26 protein-coding genes and 1 tRNA gene are annotated in these 25,369 nt (G+C 70.2%); 11 read left to right on the top strand and 16 right to left on the bottom strand.

Annotation, left to right across the window (positions count from 1 at the left end):
• Positions 1-10 precede the first annotated feature (10 nt).
• Entirely contained in the window at positions 11-418 is a 408-nt protein-coding gene (gene msrB / locus ABD212_RS15980; RefSeq protein WP_344096491.1) for a peptide-methionine (R)-S-oxide reductase MsrB, read from the top strand.
• Positions 415-978, top strand: coding sequence for a nitroreductase family protein (locus ABD212_RS15975; RefSeq protein WP_344096488.1), 564 nt, complete (start codon positions 415-417; stop codon positions 976-978). Before msrB ends, ABD212_RS15975 begins: the two co-directional genes overlap by 4 nt.
• Before the next feature lie 6 nt (positions 979-984).
• Here ABD212_RS15975 and ABD212_RS15970 read toward each other — a convergent pair whose 3' ends face one another.
• The 3 genes from ABD212_RS15970 to ABD212_RS15960 form a co-directional block, all read right to left on the bottom strand.
• On the bottom strand, positions 985-1,944 hold the full coding sequence (locus tag ABD212_RS15970; protein ID WP_344096486.1) for a DMT family transporter: 960 nt from the start codon (positions 1,942-1,944) through the stop codon (positions 985-987).
• A 1-nt stretch (position 1,945) separates the two neighbouring features.
• A tRNA-Thr gene (locus tag ABD212_RS15965) sits at positions 1,946-2,018 on the bottom strand.
• Positions 2,019-2,059: 41 nt separating this feature from the next.
• Entirely contained in the window at positions 2,060-3,007 is a 948-nt protein-coding gene (locus tag ABD212_RS15960; RefSeq protein WP_344096483.1) for a DsbA family protein, read from the bottom strand.
• A gap of 223 nt (positions 3,008-3,230) precedes the next feature.
• Between ABD212_RS15960 and ABD212_RS15955 the strand changes: the two genes are divergently transcribed.
• Positions 3,231-4,337, top strand: a complete 1,107-nt coding sequence (locus ABD212_RS15955; protein ID WP_344096481.1) for an ABC transporter ATP-binding protein — start codon at positions 3,231-3,233, stop codon at positions 4,335-4,337.
• A gap of 103 nt (positions 4,338-4,440) precedes the next feature.
• Positions 4,441-5,745 (top strand): DUF4032 domain-containing protein, encoded by a 1,305-nt coding sequence (locus tag ABD212_RS15950; RefSeq protein ID WP_344096479.1) that lies wholly within the window; start codon positions 4,441-4,443, stop codon positions 5,743-5,745.
• A 6-nt stretch (positions 5,746-5,751) separates the two neighbouring features.
• On the opposite strand, the gene ABD212_RS15945 is transcribed toward ABD212_RS15950, so the two are convergent.
• Both ABD212_RS15945 and ABD212_RS15940 read right to left on the bottom strand, forming a co-directional pair.
• Positions 5,752-6,957, bottom strand: coding sequence for a 2-oxo acid dehydrogenase subunit E2 (locus ABD212_RS15945; RefSeq protein WP_344096477.1), 1,206 nt, complete (start codon positions 6,955-6,957; stop codon positions 5,752-5,754).
• The gene (locus ABD212_RS15940) at positions 6,957-9,146 is read right to left on the bottom strand and encodes an alpha-ketoacid dehydrogenase subunit alpha/beta (RefSeq protein WP_344096475.1); all 2,190 of its coding nucleotides are present in this window, start codon (positions 9,144-9,146) and stop codon (positions 6,957-6,959) included. The genes ABD212_RS15945 and ABD212_RS15940 overlap by 1 nt, the downstream gene beginning before the upstream one ends.
• 131 nt (positions 9,147-9,277) lie before the next feature.
• Here ABD212_RS15940 and ABD212_RS15935 point away from each other — a divergent pair, with 131 nt between their 5' ends.
• Both ABD212_RS15935 and ABD212_RS15930 read left to right on the top strand, forming a co-directional pair.
• Entirely contained in the window at positions 9,278-9,811 is a 534-nt protein-coding gene (locus ABD212_RS15935; RefSeq protein ID WP_344096473.1) for a VOC family protein, read from the top strand.
• Positions 9,808-10,497, top strand: coding sequence for a GntR family transcriptional regulator (locus ABD212_RS15930; RefSeq protein ID WP_344096471.1), 690 nt, complete (start codon positions 9,808-9,810; stop codon positions 10,495-10,497). The genes ABD212_RS15935 and ABD212_RS15930 overlap by 4 nt, the downstream gene beginning before the upstream one ends.
• Positions 10,498-10,502: 5 nt before the next feature.
• On the opposite strand, the gene ABD212_RS15925 is transcribed toward ABD212_RS15930, so the two are convergent.
• Genes ABD212_RS15925 through ABD212_RS15915 form a run of 3 tightly spaced genes read right to left on the bottom strand, consistent with a single transcriptional unit; the run spans position 10,503 to position 13,473 of the window.
• Positions 10,503-11,207, bottom strand: a complete 705-nt coding sequence (locus tag ABD212_RS15925; protein ID WP_344096469.1) for an SDR family oxidoreductase — start codon at positions 11,205-11,207, stop codon at positions 10,503-10,505.
• A complete protein-coding gene (locus ABD212_RS15920; protein WP_344096467.1) occupies positions 11,204-12,091 on the bottom strand; it encodes an NAD(P)-dependent oxidoreductase in 888 nt (295 codons plus the stop codon). Before ABD212_RS15920 ends, ABD212_RS15925 begins: the two co-directional genes overlap by 4 nt.
• Positions 12,091-13,473 (bottom strand): M24 family metallopeptidase, encoded by a 1,383-nt coding sequence (locus tag ABD212_RS15915; RefSeq protein WP_344096464.1) that lies wholly within the window; start codon positions 13,471-13,473, stop codon positions 12,091-12,093. The genes ABD212_RS15920 and ABD212_RS15915 overlap by 1 nt, the downstream gene beginning before the upstream one ends.
• A gap of 94 nt (positions 13,474-13,567) precedes the next feature.
• On the opposite strand from ABD212_RS15915, the gene ABD212_RS15910 reads away from it, so the two are divergent.
• Positions 13,568-14,254 (top strand): helix-turn-helix domain-containing protein, encoded by a 687-nt coding sequence (locus tag ABD212_RS15910; RefSeq protein ID WP_344096462.1) that lies wholly within the window; start codon positions 13,568-13,570, stop codon positions 14,252-14,254.
• A 10-nt stretch (positions 14,255-14,264) separates the two neighbouring features.
• On the opposite strand, the gene ABD212_RS15905 is transcribed toward ABD212_RS15910, so the two are convergent.
• From ABD212_RS15905 to ABD212_RS15895, 3 genes are read right to left on the bottom strand one after another with little or no spacing between them, the layout of a single operon-like run.
• Complete coding sequence (locus ABD212_RS15905) at positions 14,265-15,326, bottom strand: zinc-dependent alcohol dehydrogenase (protein ID WP_344096460.1); 1,062 nt, start codon at positions 15,324-15,326, stop codon at positions 14,265-14,267.
• Positions 15,323-15,628, bottom strand: coding sequence for a Dabb family protein (locus ABD212_RS15900; RefSeq protein WP_344096458.1), 306 nt, complete (start codon positions 15,626-15,628; stop codon positions 15,323-15,325). The genes ABD212_RS15905 and ABD212_RS15900 overlap by 4 nt, the downstream gene beginning before the upstream one ends.
• A complete protein-coding gene (locus tag ABD212_RS15895; protein ID WP_344096455.1) occupies positions 15,628-17,106 on the bottom strand; it encodes an amidohydrolase family protein in 1,479 nt (492 codons plus the stop codon). The genes ABD212_RS15900 and ABD212_RS15895 overlap by 1 nt, the downstream gene beginning before the upstream one ends.
• A 117-nt stretch (positions 17,107-17,223) precedes the next feature.
• Here ABD212_RS15895 and ABD212_RS15890 point away from each other — a divergent pair, with 117 nt between their 5' ends.
• Positions 17,224-18,234 carry a ketopantoate reductase family protein gene (locus tag ABD212_RS15890; RefSeq protein WP_344096453.1) on the top strand — a complete coding sequence of 337 codons (1,011 nt, stop codon included), beginning with the start codon at positions 17,224-17,226 and terminating at the stop codon, positions 18,232-18,234.
• A gap of 18 nt (positions 18,235-18,252) precedes the next feature.
• Here the strand turns inward: ABD212_RS15890 and ABD212_RS15885 are convergent, their stop codons facing one another.
• The 3 genes from ABD212_RS15885 to cysS form a co-directional block, all read right to left on the bottom strand.
• Positions 18,253-18,894, bottom strand: coding sequence for an NAD(P)-dependent oxidoreductase (locus tag ABD212_RS15885; protein ID WP_344096451.1), 642 nt, complete (start codon positions 18,892-18,894; stop codon positions 18,253-18,255).
• A gap of 79 nt (positions 18,895-18,973) precedes the next feature.
• Positions 18,974-19,975 carry a 23S rRNA (guanosine(2251)-2'-O)-methyltransferase RlmB gene (rlmB, locus tag ABD212_RS15880; protein ID WP_344096449.1) on the bottom strand — a complete coding sequence of 334 codons (1,002 nt, stop codon included), beginning with the start codon at positions 19,973-19,975 and terminating at the stop codon, positions 18,974-18,976.
• Between the two features lie 40 nt (positions 19,976-20,015).
• The gene (gene cysS / locus ABD212_RS15875) at positions 20,016-21,446 is read right to left on the bottom strand and encodes a cysteine--tRNA ligase (RefSeq protein ID WP_344096447.1); all 1,431 of its coding nucleotides are present in this window, start codon (positions 21,444-21,446) and stop codon (positions 20,016-20,018) included.
• A 99-nt stretch (positions 21,447-21,545) separates the two neighbouring features.
• On the opposite strand from cysS, the gene ABD212_RS15870 reads away from it, so the two are divergent.
• The gene (locus tag ABD212_RS15870; RefSeq protein ID WP_344096445.1) at positions 21,546-22,478 is read left to right on the top strand and encodes a DMT family transporter; all 933 of its coding nucleotides are present in this window, start codon (positions 21,546-21,548) and stop codon (positions 22,476-22,478) included.
• 29 nt (positions 22,479-22,507) lie between these two features.
• Positions 22,508-22,975, top strand: a complete 468-nt coding sequence (locus ABD212_RS15865) for a GNAT family N-acetyltransferase (protein WP_344096442.1) — start codon at positions 22,508-22,510, stop codon at positions 22,973-22,975.
• A gap of 13 nt (positions 22,976-22,988) precedes the next feature.
• Here the strand turns inward: ABD212_RS15865 and ispD are convergent, their stop codons facing one another.
• Entirely contained in the window at positions 22,989-24,194 is a 1,206-nt protein-coding gene (gene ispD / locus ABD212_RS15860) for a 2-C-methyl-D-erythritol 4-phosphate cytidylyltransferase (RefSeq protein ID WP_344096440.1), read from the bottom strand.
• A gap of 26 nt (positions 24,195-24,220) precedes the next feature.
• Positions 24,221-24,703: a CarD family transcriptional regulator gene (locus ABD212_RS15855; protein ID WP_179438895.1), complete on the bottom strand. Its 483-nt coding sequence runs from the start codon at positions 24,701-24,703 to the stop codon at positions 24,221-24,223.
• A gap of 144 nt (positions 24,704-24,847) precedes the next feature.
• On the opposite strand from ABD212_RS15855, the gene ABD212_RS15850 reads away from it, so the two are divergent.
• Entirely contained in the window at positions 24,848-25,363 is a 516-nt protein-coding gene (locus tag ABD212_RS15850; protein WP_344096437.1) for a DNA modification methylase, read from the top strand.
• Positions 25,364-25,369: the final 6 nt, after the last annotated feature.

Here is a 25,369-nt window from a genome sequence, read left to right as displayed (position 1 = left end):
GAGGACTCTCATGACCTACGCCATCGACAAGAGCGACTCAGAGTGGCGCGACGAACTCACGCCGCAGCAGTACGCGGTGCTGCGCGAAGCAGGCACCGAGCGCGCGTGGACCGGCGAGCTGCTCGACGAGCAGCGCGCCGGCCTCTACACCTGCGCCGCCTGCGGGGCCGAGCTCTTCCAGAGCGGGACGAAGTTCGATTCCCACTGCGGCTGGCCGAGCTTCTACGAGTCGATCCGTCCCGAAGCCGTCGAGCTCATCGAAGACGACAGCTACGGCATGCAGCGCACCGAGGTGCGCTGCGCGAACTGCGGGTCGCACCTCGGCCACGTCTTCCCCGACGGGTTCGGCACCCCCACCGGCGACCGGTACTGCATGAACTCGATCTCCCTGGACTTCACGCCGAACGGCGACGCATGACAGGCGCCCTGGAGGCGGTGCGTGCGCGTCGCTCCTGGTCGAAGGTGACGGATGCCGCACCCTCGCACCCCGAGCTTCTCACGCTGGTCTCGGCCGCGGGTCGCGTCGCCGACCACTCCTCGCTGCGGCCGTGGCGGCTGATCGAGCTTCGCGGGACGGACCGTGAGCGCCTGGGACGCGCGATCAACAAGGCGACCGGCGAGACCGGCGCATCGTCGAAGCCGCTGCGCGCGCCGCTGCTCATCGCGGTCGTGGCCAGCTACCGCAAGAGCAGCAAGGTCCCTCGCTGGGAGCAGGAGGCGGTCGCCTCGGGCGTTGCGCACGTGCTCAGTCTGCTGCTGGACGAAGCCGGCTGGGGCGTGATCTGGCGCACCGGCGACTACACGCGATCCAAGGCCGTCGCGAGGGCGCACGGGCTGGGCAAGGACGAAGAGCTGCTCGGCTGGCTTTACGTCGGCGGAAAGCCGCCGCGTGCACGGCTCGGGCGTCGGAGGGGCGTGGATGCCCGCCACCATGTGTCGCGGATGCCGAAGGACAAGCCGGCCAAGGGCTCCGTGTAGGCGCGATCAGCGCCGCGCTCGCCTGCGCCATGGCACCGCCGCGACGGCGACCGACAGCAGGGCTACGACCACCATCGCGAACTCCTGCACGAAGCCGGGACTGCCCGCGGCGGGCCAGAGCGCATCGATGGCGACCGAGGCCAGCAGCTGGCCGACCACGACGCCGAGCCCGAGCAGCAGCACGCCGGTGTAGGCGACGAGCGCGGCCGACAGGATGATGTACGCCACGCCGATCGCACCGCCGAGGTACAGCCACGGCTCGGTCGGCGGCGGGCCGGCGCCGACTGCGAGGACGTGCGCCACGGCGACCAGCACGAGCAGGATCGTCCCGCCGACGAAGTTGACGAGTGTCGCCGTGAGCGGAGTTCCCACTCGCTGACGCAGGCGGCCGTTGGTCGCCTGCTGCCACGCGATGCCGATGCCCGCGGCGAACGGCAGCACCAGCATCCACAGCGGGATGCCGCTGACTCCGTCTCCGAGCAGCCCGAGGCCGACCGCGGTCAGCGCCAGGAGGGCACCGAGCACCCGCGGCACCGTCACCGCCACGACGCCGGCGGGGCCGTAGCCCACGCGGTCGAGGATCAGCCCGTTCATCGCCTGCCCCGCCACGACCCCCACCGTGAACAGGGATACGCCGATCACGCCGACGGCAAGGCCCTGCGTCGCGACCGTGAGCGCGCCGGCGGCCCCGCCTGCCAGCATCCACCACGGGATCTCGCGCCTGCGAAGGCCGTTCGTCAGTGCCGCGAAGCCGCGGCGACCGGCCGGCAGGAACGCCGAGAGCACGATCAGGATGACGAGTCCCGAGCCGAACGAGATCGCGGCGGCGACGAGGCCGTTGTCGAGACGGATGCCGAGCTGGCCGTTGATACGGGCCTGCACCGCGGTCAGCACGCCCACGAGAGCGGCGCCGCCGAGGACGATCCAGGCCGGAACGCGCGCGCGTGCGTCGGCGCCGGTCTCCACGAGCCGACTACGGGACTTGAACCCGTAACCCCCTAATTACAAGTTAGGTGCGCTACCAATTGCGCCAAGTCGGCAGAGTCCCCAGTCTATCGGGGCGCCGTGCGGCGACGATCCGTCAGGGCTTGGGCGTGGCCGTCGCCGTCGCCGTCGGCGTCGCGCCCGAGTCTTTGTAGTACGCATCGCTCGCGATCGTGAGCACGAACTGCGCGAACTCCTTGGGATCGTCGAGGGCGCCGACATAGGGCATGCCGTTGACGAGCACCATCGGGGTGCCGGTCAGCGAGACGTCGTTCGTGCCGGGAAGGCCCTTGAGCGCTCGGTCCGTGGCGTCCTTCGCCCAGGTCGCGAACGACTGGTCCTCGATGCAGCTGCGCACGACCTTCGGGTCGTCCGCGCCCGAGGCGATCGCGAGATCGGCGAGCTGGACGTCGGTGAGACCGTCGGACTCCACGCCGGGCTGCTGCGTCAGCAGGGCGTTGTTGTAGGCGAAGAAGGTGTGGGGCGAGTGGGTCGCGACGCATGCGGCTGCGCTCGCCGCCCGAAGCGAGTACTTCGTGCCGTTGGACTTCGCGGTCAGCATCGCGACCGGGTAGTACGACAGGGTCGCGGCATCCTGGGTCACCCAATCCGCGAGCTGCTGCGCGTTCGCGACCTGGAAGTCGTGCGAGCCGGAGGACAGATAGTCGACGTAGACGCGGATGTCGACGACGGGCTGGTCGCTCGCGGCCGCCTTCGGCGTCGCGGTCGGCGCAGCCGTCGGGGTCGCGTCGACATCGGACTGCTTCGCTCCCGTCGTGACTCCGACGCCGGTCACCTCGGTGACGGCGAACCCGTCGTCGGTGACATTGGCCGGCTTCAGAAGGGGCTTGGATGCCGCAGACGACACGGCCCACGTGACCACGACGGCGGCGACGGCGATCACGGCGACCACCAGGATCACGAGCGTGGCCCGGCGGGCCACCCGTGCCCTCGACTGGCGCGCCTGCACCTGCTGCGCCTTCTCGCGCACGGCGTCTCTGCGCTCGCGCGGAGCGGAGGCGTTCGGAGACTCGTCGCTCGACATGGAACCTCTCGGAAGCTGCGGGGGCCGGGAAATCGGCGATGGACCGCAGGAAATGCGACCGTGGACGATGCTAACCAGCCAGTCTGGGAAATGCCCAGACGGACCCTCCACGCAGGCCGTGCCATACTAGGGGAGCGCCCGAAGTCGGGCGTGCGGGCAAGCCCCCGCTCATTCCTCACTACGGATCGTCCGGCACGTACCTGCCGGTGAAGGAGAAGAGAACATGGCGTCAGTCACGTTTGACAACGCAACCCGCTTGTACCCCGGAGGCACTCGCGCCGCCGTGGACAAGCTGAACCTCGAAGTCGCCGATGGCGAGTTCCTGGTTCTGGTCGGCCCTTCGGGCTGCGGAAAGTCCACCTCGCTGCGAATGCTGGCCGGCCTCGAAGAGGTCAACTCCGGCCGCATCCTCATCGGCGACCGAGACGTCACCGACGTCCCGCCGAAGGACCGCGACATCGCGATGGTGTTCCAGAACTACGCGCTGTACCCGCACATGACCGTCGCCGAGAACATGGGCTTCGCACTGAAGATCGCCGGTGTCGGCAAGGAGGAGCGCGCGGCGCGCGTCCTCGAGGCAGCCAAGCTCCTCGACCTCGAGGAGTACCTGACCCGCAAGCCGAAGGCGCTCTCGGGCGGCCAGCGTCAGCGCGTCGCGATGGGCCGCGCGATCGTCCGCCAGCCCCAGGTGTTCCTCATGGACGAGCCGCTGTCGAACCTCGACGCCAAGCTCCGCGTCCAGACCCGCACGCAGATCGCTTCGCTGCAGCGCCGCCTCGGCGTCACGACCGTCTACGTCACGCACGACCAGACCGAGGCCCTCACCATGGGCGACCGCATCGCGGTCCTCAAGGACGGCATCCTCCAGCAGGTCGGCACGCCCCGCGAACTGTACGAGCGCCCGAACAACGTGTTCGTCGCCGGCTTCATCGGCTCCCCCGCAATGAACCTGTTCGTGTCCAACCTCGCGGAGGGCGGCGTTCAGTTCGGCACCGAGGTCGTGCCGCTCGACCGCGACACCGTCGGCCGTGCGCACGGCAGCCAGGTGACCGTTGGCGTTCGTCCGGAGGACATCGTGGTGGGCCCCGCCGATGGCAAGGGTCTTTCCGTCACGGTCGATCTGGTCGAGGAACTCGGCGCCGACGGCTACCTCTACGGCCACACCGACATCAACGGCAAGCGCGCTGATGTGGTGGCGCGAGTCGACGGCCGCAAGCACCCGGTGGCGGGCGACACCGTGACCCTCGCGGCCGCGGCGGGTCACGTGCACGCGTTCGACCTCGAGAGCGGCGAGCGCCTCAACGACTCGGTCGTCCCCTCCTCGATCTAGCGATAGTCTGCGTCGACGCGGCGCGGGGTAGCCTTACGGCTGACCCGCGCCGCGTTTTCGATAGACGCCGTGCAGCGCCTCGGGCGCGTGCTGGAGGAGGATCATGCCGGACGCCTTGAGCATCACCGCGAGCAGAATCGATCCTGGTCTGCTGACGCTGCCATGGTCGACGACCCTCGCGGAGTGGCCGTCCAGCCACATCGTGTTCCTCCCCAAGGGCCTCTCCCGCCACCTGGTGCGCTTCGCGAACCTGTCGGGTCGCGTCGTCGCGATCAAGGAGACGACCGAGGAGATGGCCCGCCGGGAGTACGACATGCTCGGCAATCTCGCCCGTCTGGACGCACCATGCGTCGAGCGCGTCGCCGTGATCGCCGGCCGGACGGATGCCGCAGGCGAGGTGCTGCCCGCGGCGCTGGTCACTGCGCACCTGAAGTTCTCGCTCCCCTACCGGGCGCTGTTCACCCAGGTGCTGCGTCCGGACACCGCCACGCGCCTCGTCGACGCCCTCGCCGTGCTGCTCGTGCGGCTGCACAACGTCGGATTCTTCTGGGGCGATGTGTCGCTGTCGAACACGCTGTTCCGGCGCGACGCCGGTGCCTTCGCCGCGTACCTGGTCGACGCCGAGACCGGCGAGCTCCACGAGAGCGGACTGACGCGCGGCCAGCGCCTGCACGACCTGGACGTCGCGCGCACGAACATCGCCGGCGAGATCATGGACCTCGAAGCCGGTGGGCGACTCGAAGGCGGCGTCGACGCGCTCGCCATCGCCGACGGCATCGTGTCGTCGTACCACTCGCTGTGGGCGGCGCTCACGGACAGCGAGACCTTCCGCACCGACGAGGCGTGGCGCCTCACCGAGCGGGTGCAGCGCCTGAACGACCTCGGGTTCGACATCGGCGAGATGTCCATCCAGGCGACCACGGACGGCACCCGCGTCTCGATCCAGCCGAAGGTGGTGGATGCCGGGCACCACCAGCGCCGGCTGATCCGGCTGACGGGACTCGACGTCGAGGAGAACCAGGCACGTCGGCTGCTCAATGACCTCGACGAGTTCCGCGTGCGCGTCTCGCGGCTCGGCGACGACGAGGAGATGGCCGCGCACGAGTGGCTCACGCGCGTGTTCGAGCCGGTCGTCAAGGCCATCCCATGGGATCTGCGCGCCAAGCTCGAACCGGCCGAGGTGTTCCACCAGGTGCTCGAGCATCGCTGGTACATGTCCCAGGCCCGCGACCGCGCCGTGCCCCTCGCCGAAGTCCTCACGAGCTATGTCGACGACGTGCTGCGGCATCGCCGAGACGAGGCGACGCTCATGGCGCCCACGACCGAGACCGTGTCGCTGCCGGTGATCACCGCCGACCTGCCGGTGATCGTCGAGGACGACGGCGTCGACTGGCGCGACCTGGTCTGAGCCGGGTCAGATCAGCATCCGGACCGGGTTCTCGACGAACTCCACGAACGCGCCCAGCCATCGCGCTGCGAGCGCGCCGTCGAGCACGCGGTGATCCGCCGACAGGGTCACCGTCATCACGGTCGCCACGCCGAGCCCGCCTTCCCTGTCCACCACGGGCTGCCGCGCCGCCGCGCCGATGGCGAGGATGCCGGCGTGGGGCGGGTTGATGATCGCGGAGAACTCCCGGACGCCGTGCATCCCGAGGTTCGAGACCGAGAACGAGCCGCCCTCGAGCTCATGCTGACGCAGGCGCCCCGCGCGAGCGCGTGAGGCGACGTCCCGGATCGCCGCGCTCAGCTCGCCGAGCGGCATCCGATCCACGCCCCTGACCACGGGAGTGACCAGCCCGCCGTCGATCGCCACCGCGACGCCGATGTCGGCATGCGCGAACCGGCGACTCGCGTCAGGCATCCAGATCGCGTTCGCCTCCGGGACGGCGCGCAGCGCGGCCCCGACGGCCTTGACGACGAAGTCGTTGACCGAGATGCCCTCGGGTCGATCCACGTTCACCGATCGGCGCAGCTCCAGCAGCGCATCGACCCGGCAGTCCGCGGCCAGGAAGAAGTGCGGCACCGTCGTGGTGCTCTCGGTGAGTCTGCGCGCGATGGCGCGCCGCATCGGCGTGTGCGGCACGTCGGTGAACTCCGCGGAGGTCTCCGCGACGGATGCGTGCGAGTCGGGTCGAGCTGCTGCGGCGAGCGCGTCCACGTCACGCCGCACGATGCGCCCGCCCGGCCCGCTTCCCCGGATGGCGGCGAGATCGATGCCGCGCTCCTGCGCCAGCCGACGGACGAGCGGGCTGGCGAACAGTCGCGCCGGCGTCGGTTCATGCGGGGTCGCCACGGGGGGCGCGGCATCGGGCGCGCGGACCGCGTCCGGCGCACCCGGGGACGCGCCGACCGCGGCACCGGCGGCCACCGCGGGGTCTTCGCCCTCGTCGGCGAGCACGGCGATCGGCGCTCCGACCGCCACGGACTCGCCCGGGGCGACGAGCAGCGCCGCGACGGTTCCGGATGCCTCCACCTCGTGCTCGAAGACGGCCTTCTCGGTCTCGATCTCGGCGATCGCCTGACCGGCCGACACCCGGTCGCCGACGGCGACCAGCCAGGTCTGGAGCGCGGCCTCGCGCGCTCCCGCCATGACCGACGGCATCCGCACGACGGTCGCCATCAGCGGCCTCCCCATGCGGCGCGCATCCGGTCGAGCGCGTCTGCGACCTCCTCGGTGCGCGCGATCGCCGCGCGTTCGAGCACCTTCGAGATCGACGGCGATGCCTCACCACCAGTGACGCGCTCGACCGGCTGGTCGAGCCAGTCGAAGTACCGTCGCTGCACCTCGTCCGCGAGCCACGCGCCGTAGGAGGTCCCCCGCGCGCCCTGCTCCACGATGAGCACGGCGTTGGTCTTGCGGATGCTGGCGCCGACCGTGTCCCAGTCGAGGGACGCGCGGTCGAGCCAGCGCAGGTCGACGAGCTCTGCACCGATGCCGGTCTGCTCGATCGCCTCGGCGCAGTGCCCGACCATCGAGAGATAGCTGAGCACGGTGACGTCGGCGCCCTCGCGCCGGATGGCGGCCGAGCCGGGCGGAATCACGAAGTCGAGGTCGTCCGCCCCGACCTGCTGCGCGCTCCCGTACAGATCGACGTGCTCGATCACGAGCACAGGGTCGTCGATGGCCAGCGCCGCGTTCATCAGCCCGACGTAGTCCGCCGCCGTGGATGGCGCGACGATCCGCCAGCCCGGGCTGGTGGCGAAAATCCCCGCCGGATCCATCAGGTGTTGCGAGCCGTAGCCCGAGCCCATCGCGACCTTCGTCCGCAGCACGAGCGGCACCGGATGCGTGCCCCCGAACATGTGCCTCGCTTTGGCGATCTGGTTGAAGACCTGGTCGGCGGCGACCCACATGAAGTCGGGGTACATGAACTCCACGACCGGGCGGAAGCGCCCGTCGAGGGCCATCCCGCCCGCCAGGCCGAAGAACGCGTTCTCGCTGATCGGCGTGCCGATCACCCGGTCGGGACCGAAGGCCGTCGCGAGTCCCTTGGTGGCGCCGTTCGTGCCGCCGGCGAGGCGGTGCACATCCTCACCGAGCACCACGATCCGCTGATCCTGCGACATCCGCCGGTCCATCACCTCGGCGACGACGTCGACGAACCGGCGCTCGACGGTGTCGCCGTCCGGCTCGGCTGCCGTGCGCCGATCGAGGCCGGCGAGCTCCGTCAGGTCGCTGCGGATGCCGACGTCGACGAACCCCGGATCGGGCCAGAGCGAGGGCCGGATGCGGCGACGCGCGGCGTCTTCGGGGTCGGTCTCGAGGAGGGCCTCGACGACCGTCGCCATCTCGCGCTGCGCGCTCGCCCGGAGGTCCACCACGCCGCCCTCATCGATGAGCCCCAGGGCGATCATCTCGCGCGCGACACGGTCGAGCGGATCGCGCGCCCGCCATTGCCCCTCCTCGTCCTTCGTCCGGTATCCGAACGCGCTGCCGGGGAAGGGGCCGTTCTGATGGAAGAACCGGTAGACCTCCGCCTCGATGATCGCAGGCCCCTCCCCCGCGCGCATCCGTTCGGCGGCGGCGGCCATGGCGAGGTGGACGGCTAGCGGGTCCATGCCGTCGACACGCCACGATGGGATGCCGAATCCCTGACCCCTGACCGAGAAGCGGATGTCGGCGGTGACCTCGGTCGCGTGCGTCGACACGGCGTACAGGTTGTTCTCGATGAAGTAGCAGACCGGCAGCCTCCAGGCCGCGGCGAGGTTCAGGGACTCCAGCACGGATCCGATCTGACTCGCACCGTCGCCGAAGAAGTTGATCGAGAGATCCGTCGTGCCGGAATGCTTCTGGGCCCACGCGTTGCCCGCAGCCATCGGGGCTCCGCCGCCGACGATCGCGTTGGTGCCGAGTGCTCCGGCCTCGAGCCATTGCAGGTGCATGGATCCGCCGCGGCCGCCGCAGTACCCCTGCGCGAGCCCGAGGATCTCGGCGAGCGTGCGCTGCAGCACCTCGTGCACGGCCGGAGTCACCGGGTTCCCGGCATCCATCGCCCCGCCGGTGACGTGCGTCAGGGCCTTGGCGAGGAACTGGTGGTGGCCGCGATGCGAGCCGTTCACGGCGTCGGTGGATCGCAGGCCCAGGATCGCGCCGACCGCGCCCCCCTCCTGCCCGATGCTCGAATGGGCCGGTCCGTGGACGAGTCCCGCCGCGGCGAGATCCAGGACGCTCTCCTCGAAGGCGCGGATGAGGTGCAGCTGTACCAGCATCGCCTCTAGCAACGCCGGATCTGCGGCGGCCCAGTCCTCGGGGGTGGTCGTCAGCTCGATCCAGTCGACCCCGGTCGTGAGAGCAGTCGTGCGCGGCATCCTCGCCCGCCTTTCCTCAGCGTCACCGTAGAGCAGATTGCATCCAATCTCAAGATGTCCGTCGTGAATGCCTGGACATCGGCCGGATATCCCGCCATCATGGATCCAATCGATTCGAAGGAGAGCGCAGAGTGGATGCCGGCATCCCGGGTCTTCGCGGTGTGGACCACATCGGGTTCACGGTTCCCGACCTCGACGAGGCCGAGCGCTTCCTGGTCGACGTGCTGGGCGCCGTGCCGGTCTACACGCTGGCGTCGAAGCGGTCGGACGACAGCGACTGGATGATGGTGCAGCTGGGCGTCCACCCCCGGACGGTGGTCACCGAGATCCGGTTCTACCGGCTCGGCAACGGCAGCAATCTCGAGGTGTTCCACTACGAGAGCGCCGACGGCCAGGCGCCCGAGCCGCGCAACAGCGACATCGGCGGCCATCACCTCGCGCTTTACGTGGACGACATGGACGCCGCCGTCGCGCACCTGCTCGCGCACGACGTCGAGGTCATGGGCGACCCGGTCGCGAGCGCGGGCGCTTCCGCGGGGCAGCGCTGGCTGTACTTCCGCAGCCCCTGGGGGATGCAGTTCGAGCTCGTCAGCTTTCCGGCCGGCAAAGCGTACGAACAGGATGCCGCGATCCTGCTGTGGCATCCGGCGAGGCCGGCGGAGTGAGCGGCAGCCGGCCGGCGGCCACCCCTTCGCCTCCCGACGGGCACGGCGCAGCCGGGCAGCGCGTCGCCGAAGCCCTGCGCACCTCGATCCTCGACGGCGACTATCTGCCCGGCGAGCGCATCCGCCAGGAGGTGCTGGCCGACCGGTACGGCGCGAGCCGGGTGCCGGTGCGTGAGGCGCTGCGGATGCTCGAGGCCGAGGGGCTGGTGACGCTCGTCGCCAACACGGGAGCCTGGGTCGCACGGATCAGCCTGGCCGAGTGCGAGGAGATGTATCAGATCCGTGAGCGCATCGAGCCCCTGCTGCTGCGCTTCAACCTGCCCTTCATCTCCGATGCCGACATCGCCGAGCTCGACCGGCTGGCGACTGCGATGGAGTCGGCGGACGTCGAGGAGTTCCTGGTGCTCGACCGCGCGTTCCACCTGTCGTGCTACGACCTCGCCCCGACGTCGGTGCTCGGGGATCTCGTGCGCCAGCTGTGGAACAGGACGCAGCACTACCGCCGGGCGTTCACTCGCGTCTTCCGCTCCGAAGGAGACTGGAGCGTGCATCATGAGCACCACCTGCTGGTCGCGGCGATCCGGCGGCGCGACGCCGACGAATCGGAGCGCGTGCTGGCCGGCCACATCCGGCGGACGAGACTGGAGCTGGCCCGGCATCCCGAGGTCTTCACGGACGGCGCTTAGACGACTCAGGTGAGGCGCCACCCGCGGTCGACGTTGAGGTCCACCCCCGAAACGCCCTGGTTTCGCAGCAGGAACTGCACGGCATCCACGATGTCGGCCATCGTCGCCAGCTCGCCGCCCGGCGTCCGCGACGAGTAGCCGTCGAGTGCCGCGGTCTTTCCCGACCAGAACGGGCTGTCGCCGATGATGCCCGGGTGGATCGCATTCACGCGGATCGGGGCCAGCTCGAGGGCCAGGGCGTTCATGAGGCCCATCACCCCGCCGTTGATCGTGGCGACGGTCGTCGAGCCCGGATACGGAGCGTCCTTCGCGCGACCGCCGAACAGCACGATGCCGGTGGCGCGGCTCGGCTCGAGGCGGTCCAGGAGAGCGTGGATCGTCTCCGTGTACCCGATGAGCTTGAGGGTCACGAGCCGCCGGGCGCGCACGACGCTGTAGTCGCGCACCGAGTTCGCGTCGCGTTCGATCGCGGCCAGCACGAGTCCGTGCACCTGGCCGAGGCCCGAGAGCTGTGCCGCGATCGTCTCGGGCTCGGAGATGTCGAGCGCGACACCGGTGGCGCCGTCGCCGATGGATGCCGCGACATCCGCTGTCCTCTGAAAGTCGCGGCCCGTGATGACGACGCGCTCGCCGCGCGCGACGACGTCCTTGGCGAGTTCCAGGCCGATGCCCTGCGTCCCTCCGACGATGAGGATGGTCCGGTCGGTCATTGTTCCTCCGTGGGATCGGGGTAGAGGTCGCGACGCATCACCTCGGCGGCGGCGCCCCAGTCGTAGCCGCCGAGCTCGCCGTCGGCGAGTGCGATCTCGTAGACACGGTGCATCGCCGGCGCCGTGGGGAGCACGACCCGCTGCTCGGCGGCGACTTCCTCCGCCAGCCGCAGATCCTTGAATCCGAGAGCCATCGCGAATCCGGGCGGGTCGTAGGCGCCCTCGACGATCTCGGCGCCGTAGCCCCGATACACGACTCCGTCGAAGAGCGTGCTCGCGAGCAGGTCGTGGAAGAGCGCGGGGTCCACGCCCTGACGCTCGGTCATCGCGATCGACTCGCCGAGCGCCTGGATGGCGTGGATGATGTTGTAGTTCACCGCGACCTTCACGACGTTCGCGATGCGGGGGCGCAGGCCGAGACGCCACACCTTGGCGCCCAGCGACTCGAGCACGGGCAGCACCGCCTCGACCGCGGCATCCGGACCCGCCGCGAGGATGTTCAGGCGACCCGCCGCCGCCACCGCCGGGCGGCCCAGCACCGGCGCCGAGACGTACGCGCAGCCCGCGCCCTGGAAGAGCGCCTCGAGACGGTCCGCGGCCGCGGGACTGATCGACGCCATGTTCACGTGGATGCCGCAGGCCCGGCCGACCGCGTCACGATCCAGGACGCTCTCGGCGGCCGTGTCGTCGGCGAGCATCGACACCGAGAGGCCGACGGCGAGCGCGTCCCCGGGGTCGTCGACGAGCGTCGCGCCCGCCTCGACCAGTGCAGCGGCGGCCTCCGGCGACCGGTTCCACACCCGGACCTCGTGCCCGGACTCGACGAGCCGCCCCGCCATGGCGGCGCCCATCCTGCCGAGGCCGAGGAAGCCGATCGTCGCCATCAGGCTTCCCCGCGACCCCACGCCGTGTTCAGATGCGACTGGCTGTCGCGTTCGAGGTTCAGCGGCCCGTCGACCGTGTAGTACCGGCGCCCGGCGACGATGAGCTCCTCGGCGGGGAACTTTGTGATCACCTCGCAGCCGTCGGCGGTCACTACCACCTCCTCCTCGATGCGGGCCGCGCCCCAGCCGTCAGCCGATGGCCAGTAGGTCTCGAGCGCGAACACCATCCCCTCCTGCAGCACCTCCGGGTGCTCGAGCGAGACCAGCCGCGAGAAGATCGGCTTCTCCCAGATCGACAGTCCCACGCCGTGGCCGTACTGCAGTGCGAACGCCGCCTCCTCGTCGGGGAAGCCGAACTCCTGCGCGGTCGGCCACAGCGAGACGATGTCGGCCGTCGTCGTCCCCGGGCGGACCAGGGCGATGGCGCGATCCATGTACTCGCGCGCCCGGCTGTACGCATCGCGCTGCGCCGAGCTCGCCGAGCCGACGGCGAACGTGCGGTAGTAGCACGTCCGGTAGCCGTTGAACGAGTGCAGGATGTCGAAGAACGCCGGGTCCCCCGGGCGGATCAGGCGGTCGCTGAAGACGTGCGGGTGGGGCGAGCACCTCTCCCCCGAGATGGCATTGACCCCCTCGACGTACTCGGACCCGAGGTCGTAGAGGGTCTTCGCCACGACGCCGACCGCCTCGTTCTCACGCACGCCGGGACGCAGGAACCGGTACAGCTCTTCGTATGCGGCATCCACCATCGACGCGGCCTGGGTGAGCAGCCGGATCTCGTCGCCCGTCTTGATGCGGCGGGCCTCCATGAACACTTGCTGGCCGTCGACGACCTCGATGCCCTCCTGCTGCAGGGCGAACAGGATCGGCAGCTCGATGACATCGACCCCGAGCGGCTGATCGGCGAGCCCGAACTTGTCGAGTTCCCGCTTGATCTTCTTCGCGACCCCCTCGGCGATGCCCGCGTCGGGCGTGAAGGCGCCGCGCAGCGTCGAGATGCCCGCGCGTGCGCCGCGCTCGAGCCTCGGCCGCGGCGCGTTCTCATGGGGAGAGTCGGGGTCGGCATCCATCTCGGCGGTCGTGACGTCCAGCCACGGATTGTAGAGGGCGTGATGCTTGGCCGCCGAACCGAAGTCCCACGAGATCGGGTCGCTGTTGCGGGTCAGCAGGCTGAAGCGGATGAGCTTGTCCATCGCCCACGTGCCGATGTGGGTCGCCGTCATGTACCGGATGTTCGTGAAGTCGAACGCCAGCAGTGCGCCGAGGTCGGAGCGATCGAGCTGCGCCTTCAGCCGCGCCAGTCGGTCGCCGCGAAGTCTGTCGAAATCGACCCGAGCCTCCCAGTCGACGGCGTTCGTCCCGGTGGTTCCGGTGTTCTTCATCGTCTGCTCCTCATCTCGACGTGCGTTGGCGCCTAACGGTGTACAGCCTCATTGAACACTTTCCGGTGTATCCTCGCCACACGGAAAGGGTGGCATGGCGACGGCGGACATCGGAGCGAGGCTGCGCGAGGCGCGTCTCGAGCGCGGGCTGAGCCTGCGGAGCCTGGCGCAGTCGCTGGGCGTCTCGGCGAGTCTCATCTCCCAGGTCGAGACCGGCAAGACGCAGCCGAGCGTGTCGACGCTGTACGCCATCGTCAACGAGCTGGGCGTCTCGCTCGACGACCTGCTCGGGGTGACGGGCGGCGCGGTCCGCGGCCCGTCGGTCACGACCACCAGCGCGGCCGTCCAGCGCGCCGCGGACAATCCGGTGCTCGAGATGGAGAACGGCGTCCGCTGGGAGCGCCTCGCAATCGGGCGAGACGGGCCGGCGGACGCCCTGCTGGTGACGTACGCGCCCGGCGCGTCGAGCTCGGTCGAAGGCCGGCTCATGCGCCATGCCGGCATCGAATACGCTTACATCCTCGAAGGACGCCTGACTCTGCAGGTCGAGTTCGACGAGTACGACCTCGGACCCGGCGACTCGCTGCACTTCGACTCCGTGCGGCCCCACCTGTACTCCAACCGGGGCACCACGGTGGCGCGCGGGGTGTGGTTCGTGGTCGGCCGTCGGCAGCAGAATCTCGACCTGCCGAGGGCTCCCGGCGCGGCGAGCGCGGTCGAGGGCGCTCCGCTGACCTCCGCCGTGGATGTGCTCCAGGCGCTCGACGGACTGCACGGCTGACCTCACCCCCTCAGGCGGATCCGTGAACTGCCGGACGCGGGGCGTCCGCCCACGGATCCACGAGGGCCTTGATCTGCACTGCCCGCCCCGTCCGCAGGGGCTCGAGTGCGTCCTCCACGAGTCGGTCCAGCGGGATGACGGTGCGGGCGACATCCGACCAGTCCGTCCGCGACGCGAGCAGTCGGACGGCGTCGGGCATGTCGTCGGCGAACACGTGTGCGACACTCCCGACGATCGTGTACTCGCGCAGCGTCCATGATCCGAGGGGCACCGGCACGGCCTCCTTCTGCACGCCCACCGGGACGATGACGGCGCCCGGCAGCGCCGCGCTGACCACGTCCTGAAGCCCGGCGAGCGATCCGCTCACCTCGAAGAACACGTCGGGCTCGACATCCCGCTCCCGCAGCCCGTCGGCGAGCGAGGTCGTGCCCGCCTGGATGCCGTCGGCTGCGCCGAGGGCACTCGCGAGCGCCAGTCGATCCGGGCTGCGGTCGACCGCGATCACCCGCGCGCCGGTCGCCGCGGCGGCGTACGTGATGAAGCTGCCGATGCCGCCGATCCCGACCACGACGGCATCGTCTCCGGCGCGCAGGCCGCTGCGTCGCACGACGTGCACGGCGATCGACATCGGCTGCGCGAGGCCCAGCGTGTCGACGGCCAGTCCGGCGTCGCTGACATCGAGCAGGATGCCCGACGGCACCGTCACGTACCCGGCGAGCCCGCCGTCGACCTGCAGTCCCGCCGTCCGATAGGTGCGGCACAGGTTGGTCCGCCCCCGGCGGCACGGCTTGCAGCGGCCGCACGAGATTCCCGCCCCGCAGACCACGAGGGCCCCGACGGGAGGCGACACGACCCCCTCGCCGAGCGCGTCGACGGTCCCGGTGAACTCGTGCCCGAGGACGACCGGGGGCCGGGCGAGCAGCCCCCGGTCGAGTTCGACGGCATCCGTCCCGCACACGCCGCAGACGCTCACGCGCACGCGCACCTCGCCGGGCCCGGGCTGCGGGATCGGCCGCTCCTCCACCCGCAGGTCACCCACGGCGTGGAGCACCGCCGCCCGCATCGTGGTCATCCGGCGTGGCCGACATCCAGCTGTGCGGCCTGCCGGCGCTCGATCATGCGGCCGAGCAGCCGGTCGTAGACGGCCTGGTGCGCATCCGAGTCGAGGTAGGCGGCGAGCCCGGCCTCGTCGTCGACCATGGCGGCGACGGCGTAGTCGGCATCGCTCGGACGCAGGCGCAGGTTCTCGCCGCAGTGGTACTGCCGCAGGGCCGGGATGCCGGCTGCCATGGACTCGAGCTGCGCCGTGAGCTCCGCGACATCCGCCGCCGTGACGTCGTCCTTCCAGGTGAACATTGCGAGGTGCAGGATCATCAATCCTCCGAAGCGGCGGTGACGTGGGCATCGCCCGAGGTGTATTTGTACGGGTTCTCGATCTCTTCGTCCGGCTGGATCTCGGGATGCATGTCGGCGAACCACCGCTCCTCGCCCAGCTGCGAGCGCACGTACTCGACGGACGCCGCCACCTTGTCCGCGATCGGCGCGAGCGGCAGCCCGATGCGCTTGCCGTCGTACTTCACGACCTTGCCGTTGACGACCACGGTGTGCACATCGGCCGTCCCGGCCTGGTACACGACGTGCGCGTAGGGGTTCAGGATGGGCGTCATCGCCGGCGACTCGTCGTTCTTGATGAGCAGGAGGTCGGCCTTCTTGCCCGGGGTGATCGACCCGATGACGTCCTCCATCCCGAGCGCCTTCGCGCCGCCCATCGTCGCCATTCGCACCACGTCCTCGGCACGCAGGCGGTTCGCCACGATCGTCTCGTTGCGTGCGTGGGCCTCGAGGTGGTCGCGCGAGCGGTCGGCGCTGAGGGTCGCACGCATGGCCGAGAAGAAGTCCGCGCTCCACCACACGCTGGTGTCCATCGAGAGGGATGCCGGGATGCCGTAGTGGCGGATGGCCCAGCTGGACGGATAGCCCTGCCCGGCGCTCTGCTCCGACTCGGTCGCCACCGAGACGGTGCCGCCGGTGGCCGCGATCTTCTGGTAGCTCTGCTCGTTGAGCGTGCTGGAGTGCACGTACGTGACCTTCTCGTCCATGAAGCCCGCGTCGTACATCTGGACGATGCCCGTGTCGGTCGTGGCTCCCCACACACCGGCGTGGGTCGTGACTCGCAGGCCGAGGTCCCGGGCCGCCTGGAATGCTCCCGCTTCGGGGAACTCCGCCGAACCTGGCACATCGAAGGCGAGCTGCAGCCCGAGCATGTCGTTCGGGGCGTTGAAGTTCTTGGTGACGAAGGCGCGGAACTCCTGCGAGTTCGACCATTCCCACGGGGCGCCGAGATAGTCGCCGTAGCCGAGCACGAAGCGACCCGGGATCTCGCGGAAGGCCTGCAGCGCTGCTTCACCGTAATCGGGATTGCGCAGACCGTGCGACCAGTCGAGCGTCGTGGTGACGCCGGTGTCCACCGACTCGAGAGCGGAGAGCAGATTGCCGGCGTAGACGTCCTCGGGACGGAACACCTGACCCCACTGCAGGTAGTAGAACACGAAGTACTGCGTCAGCGCCCAGTCCCCGCCATAGCCGCGCAGCGCCGTCTGCCACATGTGCCGATGCGTGTCGACGAAGCCGGGGGTCAGGATGCCGCCGGTCGCGTCGATCTCGAGCGTGTCGCCGGGCACGTCCAAGTGGTGTCCGACGGCCTCGATCTTCTCGCCGACGACCAGCACATCCGCATTGTCGAGGACTCCGCCGGAATCGACCGTGATGACCGTGGCGTTGCGGAACGCGATCGGGCGTCCGCCGGCGAAGTCCTCCGCACGCGGAGCCGGAGCGGGATCGGGTGTGCTCATCGTCTCTCCCCTTCGAGATCGTTCAGTATTGATTTACACTTTGACCCGAATCAGTGCGATCCGCAACAGTTCCGCGCGATGCATGTTCATCATCACTGTCGACGAGAGGACACGCCTGTGGAGCCGACCGATCTGCGCGTGGCGGTGGTGGGCTCGGGCGCCAACGGCGCCTCGATCGGAGCCGATCTGATCCACGCGGGCGTCGACGTGACGCTCGTCGAGCAGTGGCCGGCGCACGTCGCGGCGATGCGCGCCGGGGGCCTGCGAATCCGGATGCCGGAGCGCGAGCTGGTCGTCGGGCCGCGCGTGATCCACCTCTGCGAGGTGGCCGAGCTGCGGCATCCGTTCGATGTCGTCCTCATCGTCATGAAGGCGTACGACACCCGATGGGCGGCAGAGCTCATCGCGCCCGCGGTCGCGGCGGACGGCGTCGTGGCCGCCGTCCAGAACGGCATGACGACGGATGCCGCGGCTGCCGCCGTCGGAGCGGACCGCGCCGTCGGGACGGTCATCGAGGTGTCGTCCACGATGGCGCAGCCGGGCATCGTCCACCGGCACACGCCCCCGGAGCGCTCGTGGTTCGCCGTCGACGCCGAGCCGCGTGCGGACCGGGTCGCGCAGCTGCTCGGGAACTCGGGCACGGTCGCGCGGTTCGCCGACATCGACTCGGCGAAGTGGATGAAGCTCGTGAGCAACTGCTCGGTGCTCGTGCCGACGGCGGCCCTCGGGCTGCCGATGGCCGAAGCGATCGACGTGGACGGGATGCGCGCGCTGATGATCCGCGCCGGTCAGGAGGCCCTCGACGTCGGCGCGGCCCGCGGGCACGCCGCGCTGCCCATCTTCGGGCTGACCGACGACGATCTCGCCGACCGCGCTGCGATCGTGGCGGCGATGCTCGACGTGCTATACGACCGATTCGTGGTGGCGGGCGCGACGACGACGGTGCTGCAGGACTGGCGGAAGAGCCGCCGCAGCGAAGCCGCGGATCTCAACGGACTCGTCGAAGCCGAGGGCGCGCGACTCGGCATCCCGACCCCGGCGAACACCGCGATCATGTCGCTGGCGCGTCGCATCGAGAGTGGAGAGATCGCCCCCGATCCTGCGAACGCGCCGGCGCTGACGGCCTGATCAGGGGCGCTCCGCGGGTCAGTACCCGACCGTGAAGCGCTCGCGCGAGTGCTTCGGCTCCTCGATCTCGTCGAGCACCGCGATCGCGAAGTCGGGACCCGAGATGTAGGAGTCGCCCTTGTCGTCGGTGACGATCACGTCGCCGCCGGTGCGATAGGTCCCGGTGCGCTCGCCCGGGTCGTACGCGCCGAAGCCGCCGGCCGGATGGATGTAGAACCAGTCGTGCCCACCGCCCCAGGTGCGCAGATCCTCGAGGATGCCGATCGCCTCGAGCGCTTCGGGCTTGTACTCCTCGGTGAACGACGGCTGATCCACCACGCGTTCGCCGCCTTCGGCGACGAGGCTGCCGCCGGCGCCGCCGATCACCCCGATCCGAACCGTGGGCGGCAGCTCGGTCAGCAGCTCGGCGATGCTCGGGCGGAGCTTCCCGAGCATGTCGCCACGAGGAGCGACAGCGGACACGATGACGTCCACGCCCTCGAGCTCCTCGAGCAGTCCCGGCACATCGAGCAGGGTCCCCTCGATGTAGGTCGCGCCGTCGATGCGCTCCACGGGCACCGAGCGGGCGACCGATACGACCGTATGCCCGCGCTCCACCGCCTCTGCGACGATGTTGCTTCCGGCATAGCCGGTGCCTCCGATGACGGCGATGCGAGCCATGATCTTCCCTTCGGTCGGTGTATCGGGGCCAAGCGCTGCGGCGGCGGGATGCCGTCCCGTGGATCCGTCGCCGCCGGGATCAGCTCTCGTGCTGAGCCCGGGTGGTCGCCACCTGGTAGAGGGCGACGGATGCCGCGATCCCGGCGTTGAGCGACTCGGTCGCCGCAGAGATCGGGATCGACACGACCTGGTCGCACGTCTCGGTCACCAGGCGCGAGAGCCCCTTGCCCTCCGACCCGACGACGATCACGACCGGGCGGTCGGCGAGCTCGAGTGCGGGCAGCGACACGTCGCCGCCGCCGTCGAGGCCGAGGACGAAGACGCCCTGCTTCTTGAACTCCTTGAGCATGGACGTCAGGTTGGCGGCGATCGCAACCGGGATCCGGGCCGCCGCACCTGCGCTCGTCTTCCACGCGGCGCTGTTCACGCTCGCGGACCTTCGCTGCGGCAGGATCACGGCGTGCCCGCCGAAGGCGCCCGTGGAGCGGATGATCGCGCCGAGGTTGCGGGGGTCGGTGATCCCGTCGAGCGCCACGAACAGCGGGGTCTCGCCGCGGTCGATGACCTGCTCGAGCAGATCCTGCGGGTGCGCGTACTCATACGGGGGCACCTTGAGTGCCACGCCTTGGTGCACGCCGTCGAAGCCCGCCATGCGGTCGAGCTCGGGACGCGTGACCTCCATCACCGGGATCTCTCGGTGGGTGGCGATCGACAGCATCTCCTTGACGCGGTCGTCCATCTCGACCCGTTGCGCGATGTAGAACGCGGTCGCCGGGATCCTGGCGCGGAGCGCCTCGAGCACCGAGTTGCGGCCGGTCACCACCTCGGTGTCGTCATCCTTCTTGGCGCGCGGCGCGCGGCTGCCGCCGGGGGAGCCACCTGGCTTGCCTCGGCCGCCGGCGGCGGCGTACCGCTCGGCCGCGGCCTTGCGCTTGCCCGCAGGGTGCCAGGCGCGATCCTCCGCCTTCGGCGTCGGCCCGCGTCCCTCGAGCGACTTGCGCCCCTGCCCGCCGGTGCCCTTGGTGGGGCCCTTCTTCTTGCCCTTGCTGGCGCCCGGGCGCCCAGGCTTGCTGCCTGCCATGATTACTCCTTCTTCCAGCCGGGCTCGACCCGGCGGCTCGCTACCGCGAGCGAACTCTCCACGGGCCCGTGCCGACGGACGCACCGGTCAAAGACCAGTGCGTGCCGTCGGCGGTGTCTTCGAGGGCGATGCCGGCTGCCGCGATCGCGTCGCGGATCCGGTCTGCGGCCGCCCAGTCCTTGGCAGCGCGCGCGTCGGCGCGCTGAGTGATCATCGTCTGCACGAGAGCATCCAGGGCGGATGCCTCGGCCGAGGCATCCTTCGCCTGCCATCGGGCATCGAGCGGATTGATGCCGAGGATCCCGGTCAGCACCATCACCTCTCCCGCGATCGCGCGGGCGGTCTCCACGTCATCCCCGTCGAGCGCGGAGTTCCCCTCGCGCACGCGCGCGTGGACGACAGCGAGTGCCTGCGGCACCCCGAGATCGTCGTCCATCGCGGCGGAGAAGGCGTCGTTGCCGTACGAGGACCAGCCGTCCTCGCCGGTACGGGCGACCCGCTGGAGGAAGGTCCGGATGCGCTCGAGCGCGGCATCCGCCTCGTCGAACGAGGACGCCGTGATGTCGAGGCTCGAGCGATAGTGCGCCGACGCGAGCGCGTAGCGCACGACGAGCGGGTCGTACTCCGCGAGGACGTCGTCGGCGAGGAGGAAGTTCCCGAGCGACTTGGACATCTTCTGGTCGCCGACGGTAACGAGGCCGTTGTGCACCCAGTAGCGGGCGAACGCGTCGCCTGCCGCGGTCGACTGCGCCAGTTCGTTCTCGTGGTGCGGGAAGCGCAGGTCGAGTCCGCCGCCGTGGATGTCGAACTCCGGCCCGAGGTAGCGACGCGACATCGCCGAGCACTCGATGTGCCAGCCGGGCCGGCCGGCTCCCCACGGCGACGCCCACGTCGCGGACTCCGGCTCGTCGTCCTTCGCGCCCTTCCAGAGCGCGAAGTCCCGGGGATCCCGCTTGCCGCGCGGATCGGCATCCGCAGCGGGCTCCATGGCGTCGAGGGACTGCCGCGTGAGCTCGCCGTATGACGGCCAGGACCGGACGTCGAAGTACACGTCACCGGATGCGGCGTAGGCGTGACCCGCCTCGATCAGTCGCCCGATGAGCTCCTGCATCTGCGCGATCGACGCGGTCGCTCGGGGCTCGTACGTCGGTGGCCGGATGCCGATCGCCGCGTACGCGCGCGAGAACTCGAGCTCCATGCGGTAGGCGAGCGCCCACCACGGCTCCTCCGCCGTCGCGTTCAGGAGCACCTTGTCGTCGATGTCGGTCACGTTGCGGACGAACGTCACGCGTTCGTGGCGGGTCTCGAGCCAGCGACGCAGGATGTCGAAGCTCAGCGCTCCGCGCAGATGCCCGATGTGCGGACCCGACTGCACCGTCGGTCCGCAGACGTACATCGTGATGTTCTCAGGGTCGAGGGGCACGAAGTCGCGCAGGGCCTGCGCCTTGGTGTCGTAGAGCCGGAGAGTCACCGAACCAGCCTACCGGCGGCCCATCACGCGAACCTGGGTGTGTCTGCCCTGCGACCGCGTCCGGACCGGAGCTCTCGGCCGAGACGATAGAACTGGAGGATGCTGCATGTCGTCGCCGTCCTCGCCGCCGCGATGCTGTTCGGGACGACGGGCACCTCGCAGGCGCTCGGGCCCGCGGGCACCACGCCGCTGTCGATCGGCGTGATGCGCATGGTCATCGGGGGCACCGGTCTCGCGATCCTCGCGTTCGCCCTGGCGTGGCGGCACGCGCGCAGGATGCCGGCGGGCGTCTCACGGCCGGTCTTCGGCGTCCGCCCGCTCGCCCTCATGGTGCTCACCGGCGTGTGCATCACGGTGTACCAGCCCCTCTTCTTCCTGGGCACCGCCCGCAACGGCGTGGCAGTGGGCACGGTCGTCGCCCTCGGATCCGCGCCGATCCTCGCGGGACTTCTCGAGTGGACGCTCACCCGCCGCGTCCCCTCGCCGACGTGGATGGTCGCCACGGCGCTCGCGACCGTCGGCGTCATCCTCCTCGGCTTCGGCGGCGAGGCGGGCGGTGCCGGTGGCACCGACCCGATCGGCATCGCCTGTTCGATCGGCGCCGGAGCGTCGTTCGCGGTGATCGCGAACGCCCAGCGACGGCTGCTGGATGCCGGCTGGGATCCGTTCACCGTCGTCGGCGGCATGGGCGCGAGCGCCGCGCTGCTGTCGGTGCTCATCCTGCCGTTCGTCGATGTCAGCTGGCTCGGCACCGCGCCAGGACTCGCCATGGCGCTGTGGCTGGGGTTCGCGACGATGGCGATCGCCTATGTCCTCTTCACGTGGGGGCTGAGCGGACTCACCGCGGCGACCGCAGCGACGCTGACGCTGGGCGAGCCCTTGACGGCGAGCATCCTGGGCATCACGGTCCTCGATGAGCGCCTGTCGGCCCTCGCGATCGCGGGACTCGTGGTGCTCGCCGCCGGTCTCGCGCTGCTCGCCTGGGGCTCGCGCTCGCCGCGGGATCCCGGACCGTTCGCGCTGGAGGGCTGACCGGCTCGGCCGTGCGACACTGGCAGGCGATGAACTCCACGATCGAGATCCGCGTCGATGATCTGAGCGGCGACGCGACCCGCGCCCTCATCACCGCTCACCTCCACGGCATGCACGACTCGTCGCCGCCCGAGAGCGTGCACGCTCTCGACCTGGACGGGCTGCGGCATCCGGCGGTCACATTCTGGTCGGCGTGGATCGACGGCCGACTCGCCGGGATCGGCGCTCTCAAGCGGCTGGATGCGGAGCGCGGCGAACTCAAATCGATGCGCGTGGACGATCGCTTCCGCGGCACCGGTGTCGGTCGCGCGCTGCTGCGGCACATCATCGACGTTGCGCGCGAGCGCGGGATGGCGAGCCTCTGGCTCGAGACCGGATCCACTGACGAATTCCTCCCCGCGCAGCGGCTCTACGAGAGCGAGGGGTTCGTCCAGTGCGGTCCGTTCGAGGACTACGTCCTCGACCCGTACTCGATCTTCCTGACGCGGGCCCTCTGAGCGTCGGGCGTGTTCAGGCCGGGACGACGAGTGCCACCGCGAACGCCGCGACGCCCTCGCCCCGGCCGGTGAATCCGAGGCCGTCCGTCGTGGTCGCCGAGATCGACACGGATGCGCCGCCGAGCCCGGCCGACAGCGTCGCCTCGGCCTCGGCACGCCGTGCCGCGAAGCGAGGCCGGTTCGCCTGCACCTGCACCGCCACGTTGCCCACGCGCCAGCCGGCCGCGCCGAGGAGGCCGAGCGTGCGCGCCAGGAACACGTCGGCATGGGCGCCGGCGTACTCGGGGTGGTCCGTGCCGAAGTGCGTCCCGATGTCGCCGAGGCCGGCCGCGGTCAGCAGGGCATCGACGATCGCGTGCGCGACGGCATCGCCGTCGGAATGGCCCGAGAGAGCGGGCTCGCCGGGCCACTCCAACCCCGCGAGCCACAGCGCCCCGTCCCCGCCGAACGCATGGACGTCCGTCCCGACCCCGACACGCGGCAGCGCCGGGCCGCGGTCCAGCGTCACATTGACGGGTGCCACCGGCGCGGCGGAGACGAGCGACCGGGCGCGGTCGAGGTCGGCGGGCGTGGTGATCTTGAAGGCGAGCGGATCGCCCGTCACGACGGATACGGCATGGCCGGCGGCTCCCACGAGCGCCGCATCGTCGGTGTAGTCGCGGTCCGCGGCCCGGTAGGCGGCATCCAGGATGTCGCGCCGGAACCCCTGCGGGGTCTGCGCCGCGGCGAGCTCCTCGCGGTCGACCGCGTGCAGCACCTCGGTGTCGGCCACCCGCTTGATCGTGTCGACCACGGGAAGCACCGGCAGCGCCCCGTCGCTTCCGCGGTCGATGGCGTCGATGACCCGCTCGAACACGGCGGACGGGGTCAGGGCGCGGGCGGCGTCATGGACCAGCACGATCTGGACATCCGCCCACACGGCCGCGAGTCCGTTCGAGACCGAGCCCTGGCGGGTCTTCCCGCCGGTGACGACCGAAACCAGGTCGCGCCGGTCGCCGGCGGCTTCGAGCGCATCCGTCAGCGCGTCGCCCTCATGTCCGGCGGGTGCCACGATCACGACCTGGGCGAGCGGCGCCGAGAACACGCGGACGAGCGCGTGACGCAGGATCGTGTGCGCGTCGATGCCGACGAAGGCCTTGGGGCCGCCGGCCCCGAGCCGCTCACCCGATCCGGCGGCGACGACGATGACGGCGACGCGGGGGACGGGCATGATGCTCACGCCCACACGCTACCGGGGATGCGGCGTCAGCTCGCGAGGACCTCGTCGAGGATGACGCCGGCGTGCTCTTCGTCGGTCTTCTCGGCCAGCGCGAGCTCGGAGATGAGGATCTGCTTCGCCTTGGCGAGCATCCGCTTCTCACCCGCCGAGAGTCCGCGGTCCTGATCACGGCGCCACAGGTCGCGCACGACCTCGCTCACCTTGATCACGTCGCCAGAGGCGAGCTTCTCGAGGTTCGCCTTGTAGCGGCGCGACCAGTTTGTCGGCTCTTCGGTGAAAGGGGCGCGCAGCACCTCGAACACGCGGTCGAGGCCCTCCTTGCCGATGACATCGCGCACGCCGACCAGGTCGACATTGTCTGCCGGGACCTCGATCGTCAGATCACCCTGGGTGACGCGGAGTTTGAGATAGACCTTCTCTTCGCCTTTGATGATGCGGGTCTTTACTTCGGAGATCGTCGCGGCCCCGTGGTGCGGGTAAACGACTGTCTCGCCAACCTCAAAAAGCATGTAGTTATGTCCTTTCGGCAACCTCCAGGATACCACAGGCGACATACGCTAAGGTTCGCCGCCCCACCCTCGGGCGCGCTCCCACGCGCCCGTCCGCGACCCCCTAGACTGATCGGGATGCCGTCATCCGTCCTGGGAGGATCTGTGACTTCGATACACCGCACCCGTGGCGCGGCACTCGGCTCCAACCGGCCGCGCCTCTTCGCGGTCCTCGCCCTCGGCGCAGCCGTCGCGTTCGGCACTACCGGGTGCAGCCTGGTGGCGACACAGGCGACGACGATCCCGTATTCGGCGGCCGAAGGGGTCAACATCCACGGCTCGGGCCCGCTCGAGGTGCGCAACGCGTTCATCGTGGCGACTGCGGACGGTACGAACGGCAACTTCGTCGCGGCGATAATCAACCAGACCGATCGGTCCGAGACCCTCAACCTGGAATTCGGCGAGGGCTCCTCGGCCATCCAGAAGTCGGTCGTCGTGCCGGCGAACTCCGTCGTGAGCCTCGGAGCCGGGGGCACCGCTCCCCTGCTCCTCCAAGGCATCGACACGATGCCGGGTGCCGACATCGCGGGCTACTTCCAGTCGGGCGACGCCGAGGGCGTGCTGAAAGCCGTTCCCGTCCTCGACGGGCAGCTGAAGTACCTCGCGCCGCTCGTGCCCTGAGCCCGG

The sequence above is a fragment of the Microbacterium deminutum genome, assembly GCF_039530205.1.
Classification (GTDB): domain Bacteria; phylum Actinomycetota; class Actinomycetes; order Actinomycetales; family Microbacteriaceae; genus Microbacterium; species Microbacterium deminutum.
This window is presented reverse-complemented; position numbering and strand designations above follow the sequence as displayed.